The following is a 17,921-nucleotide window of genomic DNA, read 5'->3' on the forward strand; positions in this document are numbered from 1 at the left end:
TTGGCTGGGGGGCTTTCTTGACAGTATTTTCAGGCCCTTGTTATAAAGCGGCGCTTAAGCGTCATTAGGCCACCCAGCGCTCGTTTAGCTTTTCATTACATACTTAGAAACAAACTCAATAGAGATATAAGGGGACTTAGAGTGAACAAGTCGGAACTGATTGACGCTATCGCCGCATCTGCTGACATCCCGAAAGCTGTAGCTGGCCGTGCGCTGGACGCAGTAATCGAATCCGTCACCGGCGCCCTGAAGGCAGGTGACTCCGTGGTACTGGTAGGTTTCGGTACCTTCTCCGTAACCGATCGCCCAGCTCGCACCGGCCGCAACCCGCAAACCGGCAAGACTCTGGAAATCCCTGCTGCCAAGAAGCCAGGCTTCAAGGCTGGCAAGGCTCTGAAAGAAGCTGTCAACTAAGACCTTCCTTCAGGCTCACGCCTAACCGAGCCAGGCGCATGCCTGGCTTGGCTGCTGAATACCGGTAAGCGCTGAAAAGCATCTGGTGTTTGGCCGGTTACGAGAAGGCGCATCTTCGGATGCGCCTTTCTTCTATCAGGAATCTACCCACGCTCCACGGTTGTTTCATTCAGTACAGCCGTTTCTGGGGGACGCATGCTGCAGAATATCAGGGACAATTCACAAGGTTGGATTGCCAAGACCATCATCGGTGTCATCGTAGCCTTGATGGCACTGACCGGCTTCGATGCCATCTTCCAGGCCACCACCAACAGCCAGGACGCTGCCAAGGTCAATGGTGAAACCATTAGCCAGAACGAGCTGAGCCAGGCCGTCGACATGCAACGTCGGCAGCTGATGCAACAGCTGGGCAAGGATTTTGATCCGTCGCTGCTCAACGAGAACATGCTGCGTGAAGCGGCGCTCAAAGGGCTGATCGACCGCAAACTGCTGCTTCAGGGCGCCGCAGACGCCAAATTCGCCTTCTCCGAGGCGGCCCTTGATCAACTGATCTTGCAGACCCCTGAGTTTCAGGTCGATGGCAAGTTCAGCGCCGAGCGTTTCGACCAGGTGATTCGCCAGATGGGCTACGGCCGTCTGCAATTCCGCGAAATGCTGGCTCAGGAAATGCTCATCGGTCAACTGCGTGCTGGCCTGGCCGGCAGCGGCTTCGTCACCGATGACCAGGTCAATGCTTTCGCCCGCCTGGAAAAGCAGACCCGTGATTTCGCTTCGCTGACGTTCAAGGCCGACCCGGCTGCGATCAAGGTCACCGACGAGCAGATCAAGGCGCACTACGATGCCCATGCCAAAGAGTTCATGAGCCCGGACCAGGTCGTTGTTGACTACATCGAGCTGAAAAAATCGGCCTTCTTTGACCAGGTCACTGTCGATGAAGACGAGCTCAAGGCGATGTATGAGAAAGAAATCGCCAACCTGGCCGAGCAGCGTCATGCCGCGCACATCCTTATCGAAGTCAACGACAAGGTGAACGAGGCCCAGGCCAAGGCGAAGATCGAAGAGATCCAGCAGCGTCTGGCCAAAGGCGAAGACTTTGCCACCCTGGCCAAGGAATTCTCCCAGGACCCAGGTTCGGCCAACAACGGTGGTGACCTTGGTTATGCCGGGCAGGGCGTCTACGATCCAGCCTTTGAAGAGGCGCTGTATGCGCTGAACAAGGACCAGGTCTCGGCTCCGGTTCGCACGGACTACGGTTTTCACCTGATCAAGTTGCTGGACGTGCAGGCGCCTGAAGTGCCGAGCTTCGCCAGCCTCAAAGACAAGCTGAGCCGTGAGCTCAAGACCCAGCAAGTCGAACAGCGCTTTGTCGAAGTGACCAAGCAACTGGAAGACTCTGCGTTTGAAGCGTCCGACCTGGCTCAGCCAGCTCAGGAACTGGGCTTGAAGGTGCAGACCGCACCGGCGTTCGGTCGTGAGGGCGGCGAAGGTATCACCGCCAACCGTGCCGTGATCCAGGCTGCGTTCAGCGCTGAAGTGCTGGAAGAGGGTGCCAACAGCACCGCCATCGAACTGGACCCGGAAACCATCGTGGTCCTGCGCGTCAAAGAGCACCTCAAGCCTGAGCAACTGGGCCTGGACGTGGTGTCTGAGAGCATCCGCAAGCACCTGGCCAAAGAGCAGGCGACTGCTGCCCTGAAAACCAAGGCTGACGCACTGATTGCCGGTCTGCGCGACGGCAGCATCCCGCTGAGCATTACCCAAGAAGGTCAGAGCTGGAAGGTTCAGGAGGCGGTCTCGCGCAGCCAGGAAGGCATTGATCCGGTCGAGCTGCAGGCAGTGTTCCGCATGAGCAAGCCGGAAGCTAAAGACAAGCCGGTGTACAGCAGCGTAACGCTCAACGATGGCAGCCTGGTGGTGTTGCGCCTCAATGGTGTCAACGAAGGTGCTACTGCCACCGATGAAGAGAAATCGGCCTATCGCCGCTTCCTCGCTTCGCGTGCCGGTCAGCAGGACTTCGCCGCTTACCGCAAGCAGTTGGAAGCCAAGGCGGACATCACTCGCTACTGAGTGATCCGCGCTTGAAACAGAAAAGGCCGCTCATGCGGCCTTTTCTGTTTACGGTGTCTCCCCATCGATAGTGGAACCCGGTAGGAGCGGGGTTTGGCCGCGAGGAGAGGCTGTCCGCCCCCCCCCCCCCCGAGGCAAAGACCCTCCCACCGGAGCCAGGAAAGCTGCCTCCAGCAGCTGCCGGGTGTAGGCATGTTGCGGTGCAGCGAAGATGTCCTCTGCCATCCCTTGCTCCACCACCTTGCCTTGCTTGACCACCATCAGCTGATGACTCAGCGCCTTGACCACAGCCAGGTCATGACTGATGAACAGATAGGTCAGGTTGTATTTGCTTTGCAGCGAGCGCAGCAACTCGACCACCTGTCGTTGCACGGTGCGGTCCAGGGCCGAGGTGGGCTCGTCCAGCAGGATCAGCGCCGGCTTGAGCACCAGTGCCCGGGCGATGGCGATGCGCTGGCGCTGGCCGCCGGAAAACTCATGGGGGTAGCGGTGGCGAGCCTGGGGGTCGAGGCCAACCTCCTTCAGCGCAGCAATGATTGCCTGCTCCTGTTCTTCGGCTGTACCGATGCGGTGAATGCGCAGGCCTTCGCCGACGATATCGCTGACACACATACGTGGGCTGAGGCTGCCGAAGGGGTCCTGAAAGACAACTTGCATCTGCCGACGCAGTGGTCGGACCTGTTGCTGATTCAGGTCCTGCAGCGCGGTGCCCTGGAAGCGAATGGCGCCCTGGCTGCCGAGCAGGCGCAGGATCGCCAGGCCCAGGGTGGATTTGCCCGAGCCGCTTTCACCAACGATCCCCAGGGTCTGGCCCTGGGGCAGGCTGAAGTTGATCCCGTCCACGGCCTTGACGTGATCCACGGTGCGCCGCAGCAGGCCCTTCTTGATCGGAAACCAGACGCGCAGGTCTTCGACCTCCAGCATTGGCGCGCCTGGCGGATTGCCGGCCGGGCCGCCGCTGGGCTCGGCGCCGAGCAGCATCTGCGTGTAGGGATGCTGCGGGCTGTGGAACAGGGTCGCGCAATCAGCCTGCTCGACGATGCAGCCACGCTGCATCACACACACACGGTGAGCAACACGCTTGACCAGGTTCAAGTCATGGCTGATGAGCAGCAGGGCCATGCCCAGACGCGCCTGCAACGACTTGAGCAATTCGAGAATCTTCAGCTGAACGGTGACGTCCAGCGCCGTGGTCGGTTCGTCGGCAATCAGCAGCTCCGGCTCGTTGGCCAGGGCCATGGCAATCATCACACGCTGCCGCTGGCCGCCTGAGAGCTCGTGTGGCAGGGCTTTTAGGCGTTTGTGTGGCTCAGGGATGCCTACCAGGTCAAGCAGCTCCAGCGTCCTTGCAGTGGCCTCCTTGCCGCGCAGGCCCTTGTGCAACAGGAGTATCTCGTTGATCTGCTTTTCGATGCTGTGCAAGGGGTTCAGCGAGGTCATCGGCTCCTGGAAGATCATCGCGATGCGGTTGCCACGGATGTGGCGCATATGCTTTTCGTCCAGGGTCATCAGGTCGCGTCCGTCGTAGCGGATGCTGCCGCTGGGGTGGCGGGCCAAGGGGTAGGGCAGCAGGCGCAGAATCGAGTGCGCGGTGACCGACTTGCCCGAGCCGCTTTCGCCGACCAGGGCCAGGGTTTCACCGCGACGAATGTCGAAGCTGACACCTTCGACTACGCGCTGAACCTGTTCGCCGGAGATGAACTCGACAGCCAGATCACGCACTTCGATCAAGGTTTCATTGCTCATGTCATTTCCTCGGGTCGAAGGCATCGCGGGCGGACTCGCCGATGAACACCAGCAGGCTGAGCATCAGGGCCAGCACGGCGAACGCGCTTATACCCAGCCAGGGTGCTTGCAGGTTGGACTTGCCCTGGGCCACCAGTTCACCCAGCGAGGGTGCGCCGGGCGGCAGGCCGAAGCCGAGAAAATCCAGGGCCGTCAGGGTGCCGATGGCGCCAGTGAGAATGAACGGCATGAAGGTCATGGTCGAGATCATCGCGTTAGGCAGGATGTGCCGGTACATGATCGCACCGTTCTGCATCCCCAGCGCCCGCGCGGCACGCACGTACTCAAGGTTGCGCCCGCGCAGGAACTCGGCGCGCACCACATCCACCAGGCTCATCCAGGAAAACAGCAGCATGATGCCCAGCAGCCACCAGAAGTTCGGTTGCACGAAGCTGGCGAGGATGATCAACAGGTAGAGCACCGGCAGGCCTGACCAGATCTCCAGGAAGCGTTGGCCGATCAGGTCGACCCAACCCCCATAGAAACCCTGCAGGGCGCCGGCAATCACACCGATGATCGAACTGAGAATGGTCAGGGTCAGGGCAAACAGCACCGAGATGCGAAAGCCATAAATCACCCGGGCGAGCACGTCCCTTCCCTGGTCGTCGGTGCCCAGCCAGTTCTGTGTCGAAGGTGGCGCGGGAGCGGGTACCTTGAGGTCGTAGTTGATGCTCTGGTAGCTGAAGGGGATGGGCGCCCAGAGCACCCAGCTGTCCTTGGCGGCCAGCAATTCACGGATGTAGGGGCTCTTGTAGTTGGCCTCGAGCGGAAACTCGCCGCCGAAGGTGGTTTCCGGGTAGCGTTTGAGAGCCGGGAAATACCACTCGCCGTCGTAGCGCACAGCCAGGGGCTTGTCGTTGGCGATCAGTTCCGCGCCCAGGCTCAGGCCGAACAGGATCAGGAACAGCCATAGCGACCACCAGCCACGGCGGTTGGCCTTGAAGCGCTCGAAGCGCCGGCGATTGAGAGGGGACAAATTCATCTCAGTGCTCCCTGCTGCCAAAGTCGATACGCGGGTCGACCAGGGTGTAGGTCAGGTCGCCGATCAGTTTCACCACCAGGCCCAGCAGGGTGAAGATGAACAGGGTGCCGAAGACTACCGGGTAATCGCGGTTGATCGCTGCTTCGAAGCTCATCAGGCCCAGGCCGTCGAGGGAGAAAATCACCTCGATCAGCAGCGAGCCGGTAAAGAAGATGCCGATGAAGGCCGAAGGGAAGCCTGCGATCACCAGCAGCATGGCGTTACGGAACACATGGCCATAGAGCACCCGGTTCGGGCTCAAACCCTTGGCCTTGGCGGTGACCACATACTGTTTGTTGATCTCGTCGAGGAAGCTGTTTTTGGTCAGCAGCGTCATGGTCGCGAAGTTGCCGATCACCAGTGCGGTGACAGGCAGCACCAGGTGCCAGAAGTAATCGAGGATTTTGCCGCCCGTGCTCAGTTCATCGAAATTGTTCGAGGTCAGGCCGCGCAAGGGGAACCAGTCCAGGTAACTGCCACCGGCGAACAGCACGATCAGCAGGATGGCGAACAGGAACGCCGGAATCGCGTAACCGATGATGATTGCCGAACTGGTCCAGACGTCGAAATGGCTGCCATGGCGAGTGGCTTTGGCAATCCCCAGGGGGATCGACACCAGGTACATGATCAGGGTGCTCCACAGGCCCAGGGAGATCGACACCGGCATCTTTTCGATGATCAGGTCGATAACCTTGGCGTCACGGAAAAAGCTGTCGCCGAAATCCAGCCGGGCGTAGTTCTTGATCATGATCCACAAGCGTTCCGGCGCCGACTTGTCGAAGCCGTACATCCTCTCGATTTCCTTGATCAGGGCCGGATCCAGGCCCTGTGCGCCGCGGTAGTTGGAGCCGGCCACGGAAACCTCGGCACCGCCACCGGCGATGCGGCTGGTGGCACCCTCAAAGCCTTCGAGCTTGGCAATCATCTGCTCGACAGGTCCGCCGGGGGCGGCCTGGATAATCACAAAGTTGATGATCAGGATGCCCAGCAGGGTCGGGATGATCAGCAACAGGCGACGAAAGATATAAGCCAGCATGCTAGTACGCCCCTTCGGTCGGTGGCGTAGCGGCTGCAGGTGTCAGTGGCACCGCTGGCTCTACGTCAGGCTTGATCCACCAGGTGTTGATGCCGATGTCGTACTTGGGCGATACCTTCGGGTGGCCAATGTGGTTCCAGTAGGCAACCCGCCAGGTCTTGATGTGCCAGTTGGGAATCACGTAATAGCCCCACTGCAGCACCCGGTCCAGGGCGCGACAGGCCTCGATCAGGCTCTGCCGGGAGTCGGCATTGATCAGATCTTCGACCAGAACGTCGATGGCCGGATCCTTGAGGCCGATGAAGTTGCGGCTGCCCGGGTTGTCGGCGGCGGCGCTCTGCCAGAATTCGCGTTGCTCGTTGCCGGGCGAGTTGGACTGCGGGTAGCCGCCGACGATCATGTCGAAATCACGCGAGCGCAGGCGGTTGATGTACTGGGAGACGTCGACCCGGCGAATCACCAGGTCGATACCGAGGTCGGCCAGGTTGCGCTTGAATGGCAGCAGGATTCGCTCGAACTCGGTCTGGGCCAGAAGAAACTCGATCGACACCGGTTTGCCCTGGGTGTCGACCATCTTGTCATCGACAATGCGCCAGCCGGCTTCCTGCAGCAGTTTGTAAGCCTTGCGCTGTTGTTCGCGGATCATGCCGCTGCCGTCGGTGATCGGATTGGCAAACGCCTGGGTAAAGACCTGTTCGGGAATTTTGCCGCGTAGCGGCTCGAGAAGTTTCAGTTCGGCTGCTGAGGGCAGGCCTTTGGCCGCCATTTCCGAGTTTTCGAAATAGCTACCGGTACGTGTGTAGGCACCGTTGAACAGTTGCTTGTTGGTCCACTCGAAGTCCAGCAGCAGGCTCAGCGCCTCACGTACGCGGACATCCTGGAACACCGGACGGCGAATGTTGAAGACAAAACCCTGCATGCCGGTCGGGTTGCCATTGGGCAGCTCTTCCATGATCAGGCGTTTCTCGCGTACGGCGGGCACGTCATAGGCGGTGGCCCAGCTTTTTGCCGCTGTTTCCAGGCGGTAGTCGAACTGACCGGCCTTCAAGGCTTCCAGGGAGACGGTGCTGTCGCGGTAGTAGTCGGTGGTCATTATGTCGAAGTTGTAGAAGCCGCGATTGACCGCGAGATCTTTGCCCCAGTAGTCCTTGACCCGTTCATAACGGATCGAACGTCCGGCCTTCACCTCGGTGACCTTGTACGGGCCACTCCCCAGCGGGATTTCGAGATTTCCCTTGGTGAAGTCACGGCTTTCCCACCAGTGTTTGGGTAGCACCGGCAACTGGCCGAGGATCAGTGGCAGTTCGCGGTTGTTGCTGTGCTTGAACTTGAACAACACCCGTTGCGGGTCCTCGGCGATGACTTCGGCAACGTCGGCGTAATAGCCGCGAAACAGCGGAGCACCGCTCTTGATCAAGGTGTTGAAGGTGAACACCACATCTTCGGCATGGATCGGATGACCGTCGTGGAAGCGCGCTTCAGGGCGCAGGTAGAAGCGTACCCAGCTATTGTCCGGGGCCTTTTCGATCTTGCCGGCTACCAGGCCGTACTCGGTGAATGGCTCATCCAGGCTCTGGGTCATCAGGGTGTCGTAGATCAGGCCGATGTCATCGGCCGGTACACCCTTGTTGATGAATGGGTTCAGGCTGTCGAATCCACCGAAACCGGCCTGGCGGAAGGTGCCGCCTTTGGGGGCATCGGGATTGACGTAGTCGAAGTGTTTGAAATCGGCCGGGTACTTCGGTGGCTCGTCATACAGGGTCAGGGCGTGTTGCGGGACCGCCAGTGCCTGGGCACTCAAGCAGCCCAATAGCAGGGCGCAGGCCGTCAGACGCAGACTGGACAGTGACATCATTGGGCGTTCTCCGAAGGCTTGATCCACCAGCTGTTGAGCCCCAGGGTGTAGGGCGGCGTGGTGACGAAGGCGAACCGGTTACGGTAGGCCAGGCGGTGATTGTCCAGATACCAGTTGGGAATCATGTAGTACTGCCACAGCAATACCCGGTCCAGGGCACGCGCCGCTGCCACTTGTTCATCGCGGCTTTGGGCGGCGAGCAGGGTGTCGAGCAGGTGATCGACCACCGGATCTTTGACCCCAGCATAGTTCTTGCTGCCCTTGGTCGACGCCTGGCTGGAATGAAAGTACAGCCATTGCTCAAGGCCCGGACTGAGGGTCTGGTTCAGGGTCATCAGAATCATGTCGAAGTCGAACTGGTCCAGGCGTTGTTTGTACTGGGCCCGGTCCACCGTACGCAAGCGCGCATCGATGCCAATGCTGGCGAGATTTTCGACATAAGGTTGCAGGATCCGCTCAAGGTTCGGGTTGACCAGCAATAGTTCGAGCTTCAGGGGATTGCCTTTGCTGTCGAGCAAGCGCTGGCCATTGAGCTTCCAGCCGGCCTGGGCCAGCAAGTTCAGGGCCTGGCGCAGGGTCTGGCGGTTGATGCCGCGTCCGTCGGTGTGGCTGACCTTGTAGGGCTCGCTGAACAGTGCCGCCGGCAACTGATCGCGGTAGGGGGCGAGCAGCAGCCACTCCTTTCCGACGGGCAGGCCGCTGGCGGCGAATTCGCTGTTGGGGTAGTAGCTGCTGGCGCGGCGGTAGGCACTGCTGAATAGCGCGCGGTTGGTCCACTCAAAATCCAGCATCAGTCCCAGCGCCTGGCGGACCCTGGCATCGCTGAAGGCCGCGCGGCGGCTGTTCATGAACAGGCCCTGAGTCTGGGTCGGGATCTTGTGCGGAATCTGCGCCTTGATGACCTCACCACGGCGTACTGCCGGAAAGTTGTAGCCATTGGCCCAGTTCTTCGCCTGGTGCTCGATGTAAATGTCGAACTCGCCCGCCTTGAACGCTTCGAAGGCCACTGCACTGTCACGGTAAAACTCGTACTCGACACGGGCGACGTTGTATTTGCCGCGGTTGACCGCCAGATCCTTGCCCCAGTAGTCCTTGACCCGCTCGAACACCAGGCGTCGCCCCGGCTGGACCTGGGTGATGCGATAGGGGCCACTGCTCAGTGGTGGCTCGAAGGTGGTGGCCTTGAAATCACGACCTTTCCAGTAGTGCGCTGGCAGCACCGGCATCTCGCCCATGCGCAGAATCAGCAGAGGATTGCCTGCGCGCTTGAAGACGAAGCGGATGCGCCGCGGGTTGAGAATGTCGACCCGTTTCACTTCCTGCAGGTTGGTGCGGTAGATCGGATGGCCTTCCTTGAGCAGGGTGCGATAGGAGAACGCCACATCGCTGGCGGTGATGGGATGGCCGTCATGGAAGCGAGCTTCCGGACGCAGGTTGAACACCACCCAGCTGCGGTCCTCGCTGTACTCCACGGAGCCGGCAATCAGGCCGTAGCTCGACGTCGGTTCGTCACCCGAAGGATCGTATTGACCGGTGCCCACCATCAGGGTTTCGTTCAGCTCGTTCACGCCGTATTGAAGGAAATTGGGCGTGGTGACCGGGCTTGAGCCCTTGAAGGTATAGGGGTTGAGGGTGTCGAACGTACCGAATGCCATGGCGCGCAAGGTGCCGCCCTTGGGCGCTTGCGGATTGACCCAGTCGAAGTGGGTGAATTTGGCTGGATACTTGAGCGTGCCGAACTGGGCGTAACCGTGGCTTTCGCTGATTGTTGCGCCCGCGGGAAAGCTCAAGGCCAGGCTGAATGACAGCAGCAGGAGGGGGCGTATCAAGTCGGCGATCCGATCCAGGCTTGGGCTTTATTCCAGCTACAGTAACAGCTTGTATCGGCTGGAAAAAGAGGCCCGCCAGGACGGTGAAGGTGGCTCCGGGTTACGCCTCGGAGCCTGGTGCTCAGTGCGGCAGGTAGACGGTCAGGGTCTGGCCTGGCTTGAGGGCATGACCACTGCGAGGATTCCAGCGCTTGAGGTGTTGCATCTCGACATTGAAGCGCTTGGCCACCAGGTACAAGGAGTCGCCCTTGCGCACCTTGTACTGGGTGGATTTTTTCTGGTCCTTGCCCTGCACCGCCTGGGTGCTCTGCATGACCAGGGTCTGTCCCGCCTTGAGGCCATGGCCGGACAGTTTGTTCCAGCGCTGCAGATCCTTGACGCTGACCTTGTTGGCCTTGGCAATGCTGCCCAGGCTGTCACCACGTTTTACCCGGTAACGGCTGCTGCGGGTTGTGGTTGTACGAGGCGTGGCTTCGGCCAGTGCCGCTTCGAACACGGCCTTTTTCGGCTGCAGTGAAAGCAGCTCTTCGGGCTTCATGTTCGACAGGCTGGTGGTCAGCAACTGTGCCTTGGCGGTGGGTACCAGCAGTTGCTTGGGCCCATCGACGGTCATGCGTTTCTTGAAGGCCGGGTTGAGCTGGAACAGCTCGTCTTCGTCGATCTCGGCAAGCTCGGCGACCCGCGACAGGTCCAGGCGGTCGTTGATGGCGACGGCTTCGAAGTAAGGCTCGTTGGCGATCGGGTTGAGGTTCACGCCGTAGGCCTGCGGCGTCATCACTACCTGCGACAGGGCCAGCAGCTTGGGCACATAGTCGCGGGTTTCCTTGGGCAGCGGCAGGTTCCAGTAGTCGGTGGGCAGACCGAGTCTTTCGTTACGCTCGATGGCCCGGCTGACGGTACCTTCACCCGCGTTGTAGGCGGCCAGGGCCAGCAGCCAGTCACCGTTGAACATGTCATGCAGACGGTTCAGGTAGTTCAGTGCGGCATTGGTCGAAGCGGTGATGTCGCGACGGCCATCGTAGAAGCGGGTCTGGCGCAGGTTGAAATGGCGACCCGTGGACGGAATGAACTGCCACAGTCCCACCGCATGGGCCCGGGAGTAGGCCATCGGGTTGTAGGCACTTTCGATGGCTGGCAGCAAAGCCAGTTCCAGCGGCATGTTGCGCTCTTCGAGACGCTCGACGATGTAATGGATGTACAGGCTACCACGGTCGCCGGCGGTTTCCAGGAACGAAGGGTTGCTGGCGAACCACAGGCGTTGCTGTTCGATGCGCGGGTTGACCGCCATGTCGTCCTGCAGGGCGAAGCCCTGGCGCATGCGCTCCCAGACATCCTGAGGCGCCTGCTCGGCCTGTTTGACCGGGACGAACACCGGCTTCTGCTTCATCCGGGCCTGGTAGTTGTGCGCGCGAACGCTCTCGGATTCGTCGAGCTGACGGGTGCTCTGGCAGCCCACCAGGGTGGCGGCCAGGGCCAGCGCACTGGCTTGGGCCAGGCGCGTCAGGGCGACGGAATTGAAGGTTCTGCGGCTATTCGACGACATTGGCTGGGACAAAGTTCCGGGCAAAAATGTCGGGCGATTCTAGAAAGCAGCCCCTCTGCGGTCAACCTTTGAGAACTTCCAGGACCTAGCAGCGGCTGTTTAGAACCTGTCCTTCCAAGCCCGCAACCCAGCAAAAACAGCACTTGGAGTGGGGGTTTTCAGGGGGCTCCGTTCGTCTAATTTTTCTTTAACGGATGTTTCGGTAGTGCGCAAAAAGGGATTGGTGAGCTTTTCCAGTGCCAGGGTTGATGGCAACGAGATGCGATCGTGTTCCCGCAGGCGGGTAACGTCGTCAAAACGTTGGGCAATGTGCTGGTTTTCGGGCTCCACTGCCCGGGCAAAGCGCAAGTTGCTCAGGGTGTATTCATGAGTGCAGTACACCAGGGTCTCGGCCGGCAAGGCCGCCAGGCGCTCGAGGGAATGGTGCATTTGCTCGGGGGTACCTTCGAACAGACGGCCGCAGCCTGCGGCAAACAGTGTGTCGCCACAGAACAGCAGCGGAGTGGCGGTTTGCCCGCAATAATAGGCAATGTGTCCCAAGGTGTGTCCGGGTACCGCAATGATCTGGAAATCCAGCCCGAGCACGCGCACGCTTGCGTTGTCGTCGAGGGCCAGGTCACGGCCTGGGATGCGTTCCTGCGCCGGGCCGCACACCCGAGCACCGGTGGCTGCTTTGAGTTGTTCGACTCCACCGACATGATCGTGGTGGTGGTGAGTGACCAGAATGTCGCTCAGTTGCCAGCCCGGATGGTCTTCGAGCCAGGCCAGCACCGGTGCTGCATCGCCCGGATCGACCACCGCACAACGCTGGTTGGCAGAATCCTGTAACAACCAGATGTAGTTATCGGTGAAAGCGGGTAGGGCATCGATCTGTATCATGGTGCGATTCGCCAAACGTTGGACATGGGTGCATCTTAGTAGCTATGCACGCTGTCGAGAACCTTCAAGGGAGACTGCAATGACCGATCAAGCCTTCGCCCAGGCCGATCCGCAGTGGCTGGCGCTGATCAGCCTGGCCCGCGACTGGTTCGCCGGCCCCCTGGGGCAGTTGATGCTTCACGAGGAGCAACGCCTGCTCGAGGAAGAGCTGGGGCGTTACTTCGGCGGATACCTGGTGCACTACGGCCCCTGTGCCGAGGCGCCGCCCAAGGCCCCGCAAGTGCAACGCAACGTGCGCCTGGGCGCGCCGTTGCCGGGGGTTGAAATCGTCTGTGAAGAACAGGCCTGGCCGCTGAGCGAACATGCCGCCGATGTTGTGGTGCTGCAGCATGGCCTGGATTTCAGCCTGTCTCCCCACGGCCTGCTGCGAGAGGCTGCCAGCAGCGTACGGCCGGGCGGGCACCTGTTGATCATCGGCATCAACCCGTGGAGCAGTTGGGGAGTCCGCCGGGTGTTTGCCCATGATGCCCTGCGCAAGGCGCGCTGCATCTCCCCGTCACGGGTTGGCGACTGGCTGAACTTGCTGGGTTTCGCGCTGGAGAAACGCCGCTTCGGGTGCTATCGTCCGCCGCTCGCGTCCCCGGCCTGGCAACAGCGCCTTGCCGGTTGGGAGCGGGTCGCCGGTGGCTGGCAAGGTGCCGGTGGCGGCGTCTACCTGCTGGTGGCACGCAAGATGGTGGTCGGCTTGCGGCCACTGCGTCTGGAGCGTCGTGAGCCTATGGGCAAACTGCTGCCATTGCCGATGGCCAAGGTCAATCGACGCCATTCCGAACACTGAGTTCCGGGCCCCAGGGCGCCGGACCCAATCATTGATGAAAAGGCTGTAAATGAGCGATAGCGTCGAGATCTTTACCGATGGCGCCTGCAAGGGCAATCCTGGTCCGGGCGGCTGGGGCGTGTTGATGGTCTGCAAAGGCGTCGAGAAAGAATTGTGGGGTGGCGAGCCCGAGACCACCAACAACCGCATGGAACTGATGGCGGCGATCAAAGGCCTCGAAGCGCTCAAGCGTGAGTGTGAAGTGCTGCTGGTCACGGACTCGCAGTACGTGATGAAAGGCATCAACGAGTGGATGGTCAACTGGAAGAAGCGCGGTTGGAAAACCGCTGCCAAGGAACCGGTGAAAAACGCCGACCTGTGGAAATTGCTCGATGAACAGGTCGGGCGCCACAAAGTGACCTGGAAATGGGTGCGCGGACACATCGGCCACCACGGCAACGAGCGCGCCGACCAGTTGGCCAACCGTGGCGTTGACGAGGTGCGCGGGCTGCGCTGAGCACACCAGCCGCCACTCGGCCGCGTGCTGAGGTAGAATGGCCGGCTATTACCAGACAAGCTGTACGCGACAGGAGACCACCGGCGTGGAGAGTCAAAGCAACAGGTCGGTCGTCCTGGACACCGAAACCACAGGTATGCCGGTCACCGATGGCCACCGGGTCATCGAAATCGGTTGTGTCGAACTGATGGGCCGCCGCCTGACCGGGCGACACTTTCACGTGTATCTGCAACCGGATCGCGAAAGTGACGAAGGCGCCATCGGCGTCCACGGTATCACTGACGGATTCCTGATCGACAAGCCGCGATTTGCCGAAGTGGCCGATGAGTTTTTCGACTTCATCCAGGGCGCCCAGCTGATCATCCATAACGCGGCGTTCGACGTTGGCTTCATCAACAACGAATTCGCCCTGATCGGCCAGCACGACCGCGCCGATATTTCCCAGCACTGCACCATCCTCGATACCCTGATGATGGCCCGCTCGCGGCACCCGGGGCAGCGCAACAGCCTCGATGCGTTGTGCAAGCGTTACGGCATCGACAACTCTGGCCGTGAATTGCACGGCGCGTTGCTCGACTCGGAGCTGTTGGCCGACGTCTACCTGAGCATGACCGGTGGCCAGACCAGCCTGTCGCTGGCCGGGCAGGGTGCAGATGGCGAGGAAAACAGTGAAGCGAGCCGCGGCAGCGAAGTCCGTCGCCTGACCGGGCGCCAGCCTGGACGCATCATTGCCGCCACCGAGCAGGAGCTCGAGGCGCACGTGGCGCGTCTGGAAGCCATTGCCAAATCAGCCGGTGGCCCGGCGTTGTGGCAGCAGTTGTCCGAGGCCAACTGAGGCAGATTGCCGCGCAAGGGGGCTGGCGAGCTTCTACCCTGAAATGACCGACCTGTCATTCGGAGCAAGCGCCCCCTCATGTACAAGGACCTCAAGTTCCCTGTTCTGATCGTTCACCGTGATATCAAGGCTGACACGGTAGCGGGCGAACGCGTGCGCGGCATTGCCCAGGAGCTGGCCCAGGACGGTTTCACCATTCTTCCCGCCATTGATTACGCCGAGGGCCGTCTGGTTGCCTCGACCCATCACGGCCTGGCGTGCTTGCTGATTGCCGCGGAAGGCGCTGGTGAGAACACTCACTTGCTGCAAAACATGGTCGAGCTAATTCGCCTGGCCCGGCTGCGGGCGCCGCACTTGCCGATTTTCGCCCTGGGCGAGCAGGTGACTCTGGAAAATGCACCGGCCGATGTGATGAGCGAGCTGAACCAGCTGCGCGGCATTCTCTACCTGTTCGAAGACACCGTGCCGTTTCTGGCGCGGCAAGTGGCGCGAGCAGCACATAACTACCTGGATGGCTTGCTGCCGCCCTTTTTCAAAGCGCTGGTACAGCACACCGCACAGTCCAACTATTCCTGGCACACCCCAGGGCACGGCGGCGGTGTGGCCTATCGCAAAAGCCCGGTGGGGCTGGCGTTTCACCAGTTTTTTGGCGAAAACACCCTGCGTTCGGATCTCTCGGTCTCGGTACCCGAACTGGGCTCGTTGCTGGATCACACCGGCCCGCTGGCGGCAGCTGAGGCCCGTGCGGCAAAGAATTTTGGCGCCGACCACACCTTCTTCGTGATCAATGGCACTTCCACAGCCAACAAGATCGTCTGGCATTCGATGGTGGGGCGCGATGACCTGGTGCTGGTGGATCGCAACTGCCACAAATCGGTGGTGCACGCCATCATCATGACCGGTGCGATTCCCTTGTACCTGTGCCCTGAACGCAATGAACTGGGCATCATCGGGCCGATTCCGCTGAGCGAGTTCAGCCCCGAGTCTATTCGCGCCAAGATCCAGGCCAACCCGCTGACCCAGGGGCGGGCGCCCAAGGTGAAAATGGCCGTGGTGACCAACTCCACCTACGACGGGCTGTGCTACAACGCCGAACTGATCAAACAGACGCTGGGCAACAGTGTCGAGGTGCTGCATTTCGATGAAGCCTGGTATGCCTATGCCGCCTTTCACCCGTTCTTTGCCGGTCGCTATGCCATGGGCACCTCACGCAGTGCCGACAGCCCCCTGGTGTTCAGCACCCACTCGACACACAAATTGTTGGCCGCCTTCAGCCAGGCCTCGATGATCCATGTACAGGATGGCGGCGCACGACAACTGGACCGTGATCGTTTCAATGAAGCCTTCATGATGCATATCTCCACGTCACCGCAGTACAGCATCCTTGCCTCGCTGGATGTGGCTTCGACGATGATGGAAGGGCCGGCCGGGCATTCGCTGATGCAGGAAATGTTCGACGAGGCCCTGAGCTTTCGTCGTGCCATGGCCAATTTGCGCCAGCACATTGCCGCTGATGACTGGTGGTTCAGTATCTGGCAGCCACCGCAAGTCGAGGGTGTGCAACAAGTGAACACCGGCGATTGGCTGTTGCAGCCGCAGGCGGATTGGCACGGGTTTGGTGAGGTGAGCGATGACTATGTGTTGCTCGACCCGATCAAGGTCACTCTTGTGATGCCAGGGCTCAATGCCGGCGGTGCCTTGAGCGAGCACGGCATTCCGGCGGCGGTGGTCAGCAAGTTTCTTTGGGAACGTGGCCTGGTGGTGGAAAAGACCGGGCTCTATACCTTCCTGGTGCTGTTTTCCATGGGTATCACCAAAGGCAAGTGGAGCACCTTGCTGACCGAGCTGCTGGAGTTCAAACGCAGCTACGACGCCAACACCGATCTGCTCGAAAGCCTGCCTTGTGTCGCCAGGCTCGACCCGCAGCGCTATCAAGGGCTGGGCCTGCGTGACCTGTGTGATCAACTGCATGCCTGCTACCGCAGCAATGCCACCGCCAAGCAGCTCAAGCGCCTGTTCACACGGTTGCCGGAAGTGGTCATGAAACCCGCCGATGCCTATGACCGGATGGTGCGCGGGGAGGTGGAAGCGGTACCGATCGATCAGTTGCTCGGACGCATTGCTGCCGTGATGCTGGTGCCTTACCCACCGGGGATTCCGCTGGTGATGCCGGGTGAGCGCTTTACCGAGGCGACCCGCTCAATCATCGATTACCTGGCCTTTGCCGCAGCCTTCGACAGCGGCTTTCCTGGCTTTGTCGCCGATGTGCACGGGCTGCAGCATGAAACGCGGGCGCAAGGACGGGTTTATACCGTCGATTGCATCAAGGGATGCGAATGATCTCGACGCCGCTGCGCGCCAGCTCGAAGCGGTTGTCGCCCAGGTGATTGACCTTGTCACCGATGGCCAGTTTGTAAGTGGTGATAGGCAAGGAGGCGGCACTACCGTCGGCCTGGAGAGTGGCTTCCTGGAACTCATGAACGGGGTAGATACGGCCTTCTGCGTCCCGTGCATGAAACTGTCCGACCAGTACTGCTGTCATTTACCGTGCAACCTCTAAAAGTTTTCTGTCAGGCATAGACCACTGATTTGCCGGGTAAGTTTTGCTCGCGTAGAAAAAAACTTCAGGCGTCGGGCGGATCATCTATACCTACAAGTTCCTTTGTCCTACATGTCAGGAAATTGCCATGAGCCAGGTGTACTCGGTAGCCGTCGTCGTCGGCAGCTTGCGCAAGGCGTCCTTCAACCGCAAAGTCGCCCACGCGCTGGCGCAACTTGCGCCCTCGAACCTCAAACTGAACATCGTCGAGATTGGTGATCTGGCACTCTACAACGAAGACATTGATGTCGACCCGCCAGCAGCCTACAAGACCTTCCGCGAGCAGATCCGCAGCAGTGATGCAGTGCTGTTTGTCACCCCGGAATACAACCGTTCGGTGCCAGGGGTGTTGAAGAACGCTATCGACGTGGGGTCGCGGCCCTATGGGCAGAGTGCCTGGAGTGGCAAACCGGGGGCGGTGATCAGTGTGTCACCCGGTGCGGTGGGCGGTTTTGGTGCCAACCATCATTTGCGCCAGTCACTGGTATTTCTCGATGTGCCGTGCATGCAGCAGCCGGAAGCCTATATCGGTGGGGCGGCGAGTCTGTTCGACGAGAGTGGCAAGCTATCCGAGAAGACTCGTCCGTTTTTGCAGACCTTTATTGATAAGTATGCCGACTGGGTGGAGCGACATAAGGGCTGAAATTGTGGGAGCGGGGGGGGGGGGGGGGGGGGGGGGTGAAGGGGGGGGGGGGGGGGGGGGAAGAAGTACGCTGTATCAAAG

Annotated in this window: 14 protein-coding genes and 1 pseudogene; 7 read left to right on the forward strand and 8 right to left on the reverse strand. The window is 60.4% G+C overall.

All coding sequences use genetic code 11. The features are described 5' to 3' along the window. The first annotated feature begins 141 nt into the window (after positions 1-141). Together ACO6VD_RS18320 and ACO6VD_RS18325 are read left to right on the forward strand one after the other, a co-directional pair. Complete coding sequence (locus tag ACO6VD_RS18320; protein WP_038613039.1) at positions 142-414, forward strand: HU family DNA-binding protein; 273 nt, start codon at positions 142-144, stop codon at positions 412-414. A 195-nt stretch (positions 415-609) separates the two neighbouring features. Continuing rightward, a complete protein-coding gene (locus ACO6VD_RS18325) occupies positions 610-2,481 on the forward strand; it encodes a SurA N-terminal domain-containing protein (protein WP_422421080.1) in 1,872 nt (623 codons plus the stop codon). 150 nt (positions 2,482-2,631) lie between these two features. Here ACO6VD_RS18325 and ACO6VD_RS18330 read toward each other — a convergent pair. The 7 genes and pseudogenes from ACO6VD_RS18330 to gloB all read right to left on the reverse strand — a co-directional run. Next, positions 2,632-4,227: pseudogene (locus ACO6VD_RS18330) on the reverse strand (ABC transporter ATP-binding protein); the annotation flags it as partial. A gap of 1 nt (position 4,228) precedes the next feature. Further along, positions 4,229-5,248, reverse strand: coding sequence for an ABC transporter permease (locus ACO6VD_RS18335; RefSeq protein ID WP_422421081.1), 1,020 nt, complete (start codon positions 5,246-5,248; stop codon positions 4,229-4,231). A 1-nt stretch (position 5,249) separates the two neighbouring features. Further along, positions 5,250-6,323 (reverse strand): microcin C ABC transporter permease YejB, encoded by a 1,074-nt coding sequence (locus tag ACO6VD_RS18340; RefSeq protein ID WP_422421083.1) that lies wholly within the window; start codon positions 6,321-6,323, stop codon positions 5,250-5,252. Position 6,324: 1 nt separating this feature from the next. Next, on the reverse strand, positions 6,325-8,178 hold the full coding sequence (locus tag ACO6VD_RS18345) for an extracellular solute-binding protein (RefSeq protein ID WP_422421084.1): 1,854 nt from the start codon (positions 8,176-8,178) through the stop codon (positions 6,325-6,327). Next, positions 8,175-10,007, reverse strand: coding sequence for an extracellular solute-binding protein (locus tag ACO6VD_RS18350; protein WP_422421086.1), 1,833 nt, complete (start codon positions 10,005-10,007; stop codon positions 8,175-8,177). Before ACO6VD_RS18350 ends, ACO6VD_RS18345 begins: the two co-directional genes overlap by 4 nt. Before the next feature lie 121 nt (positions 10,008-10,128). Next, entirely contained in the window at positions 10,129-11,550 is a 1,422-nt protein-coding gene (locus tag ACO6VD_RS18355) for a transglycosylase SLT domain-containing protein (RefSeq protein WP_422421088.1), read from the reverse strand. Positions 11,551-11,649: 99 nt separating this feature from the next. Further along, entirely contained in the window at positions 11,650-12,429 is a 780-nt protein-coding gene (gene gloB, locus ACO6VD_RS18360; RefSeq protein WP_422421090.1) for a hydroxyacylglutathione hydrolase, read from the reverse strand. A gap of 79 nt (positions 12,430-12,508) precedes the next feature. Between gloB and ACO6VD_RS18365 the strand changes: the two genes are divergently transcribed. The 4 genes from ACO6VD_RS18365 to ACO6VD_RS18380 all read left to right on the forward strand — a co-directional run bounded on the left by ACO6VD_RS18365 (position 12,509) and on the right by ACO6VD_RS18380 (position 16,938). Continuing rightward, complete coding sequence (locus tag ACO6VD_RS18365) at positions 12,509-13,267, forward strand: methyltransferase domain-containing protein (RefSeq protein WP_400171663.1); 759 nt, start codon at positions 12,509-12,511, stop codon at positions 13,265-13,267. Positions 13,268-13,316: 49 nt separating this feature from the next. After that, a complete protein-coding gene (gene rnhA, locus ACO6VD_RS18370) occupies positions 13,317-13,763 on the forward strand; it encodes a ribonuclease HI (protein WP_400171662.1) in 447 nt (148 codons plus the stop codon). 37 nt (positions 13,764-13,800) lie between these two features. Further along, positions 13,801-14,598, forward strand: a complete 798-nt coding sequence (dnaQ, locus tag ACO6VD_RS18375; protein WP_422421092.1) for a DNA polymerase III subunit epsilon — start codon at positions 13,801-13,803, stop codon at positions 14,596-14,598. 78 nt (positions 14,599-14,676) lie between these two features. Beyond that, positions 14,677-16,938 (forward strand): Orn/Lys/Arg decarboxylase N-terminal domain-containing protein, encoded by a 2,262-nt coding sequence (locus ACO6VD_RS18380; RefSeq protein WP_422421093.1) that lies wholly within the window; start codon positions 14,677-14,679, stop codon positions 16,936-16,938. Here ACO6VD_RS18380 and ACO6VD_RS18385 read toward each other — a convergent pair. Further along, complete coding sequence (locus ACO6VD_RS18385) at positions 16,922-17,140, reverse strand: hypothetical protein (RefSeq protein ID WP_422421095.1); 219 nt, start codon at positions 17,138-17,140, stop codon at positions 16,922-16,924. The two genes, ACO6VD_RS18380 and ACO6VD_RS18385, sit on opposite strands and share 17 nt — an antisense overlap. A 145-nt stretch (positions 17,141-17,285) precedes the next feature. Here ACO6VD_RS18385 and ACO6VD_RS18390 point away from each other — a divergent pair, with 145 nt between their 5' ends. Continuing rightward, on the forward strand, positions 17,286-17,840 hold the full coding sequence (locus ACO6VD_RS18390; RefSeq protein ID WP_422421097.1) for an NADPH-dependent FMN reductase: 555 nt from the start codon (positions 17,286-17,288) through the stop codon (positions 17,838-17,840). Positions 17,841-17,921: the final 81 nt, after the last annotated feature.

Source organism: Pseudomonas sp. GZD-222, assembly GCF_049310525.1.
Taxonomy (GTDB): Bacteria; Pseudomonadota; Gammaproteobacteria; order Pseudomonadales; family Pseudomonadaceae; genus Aquipseudomonas.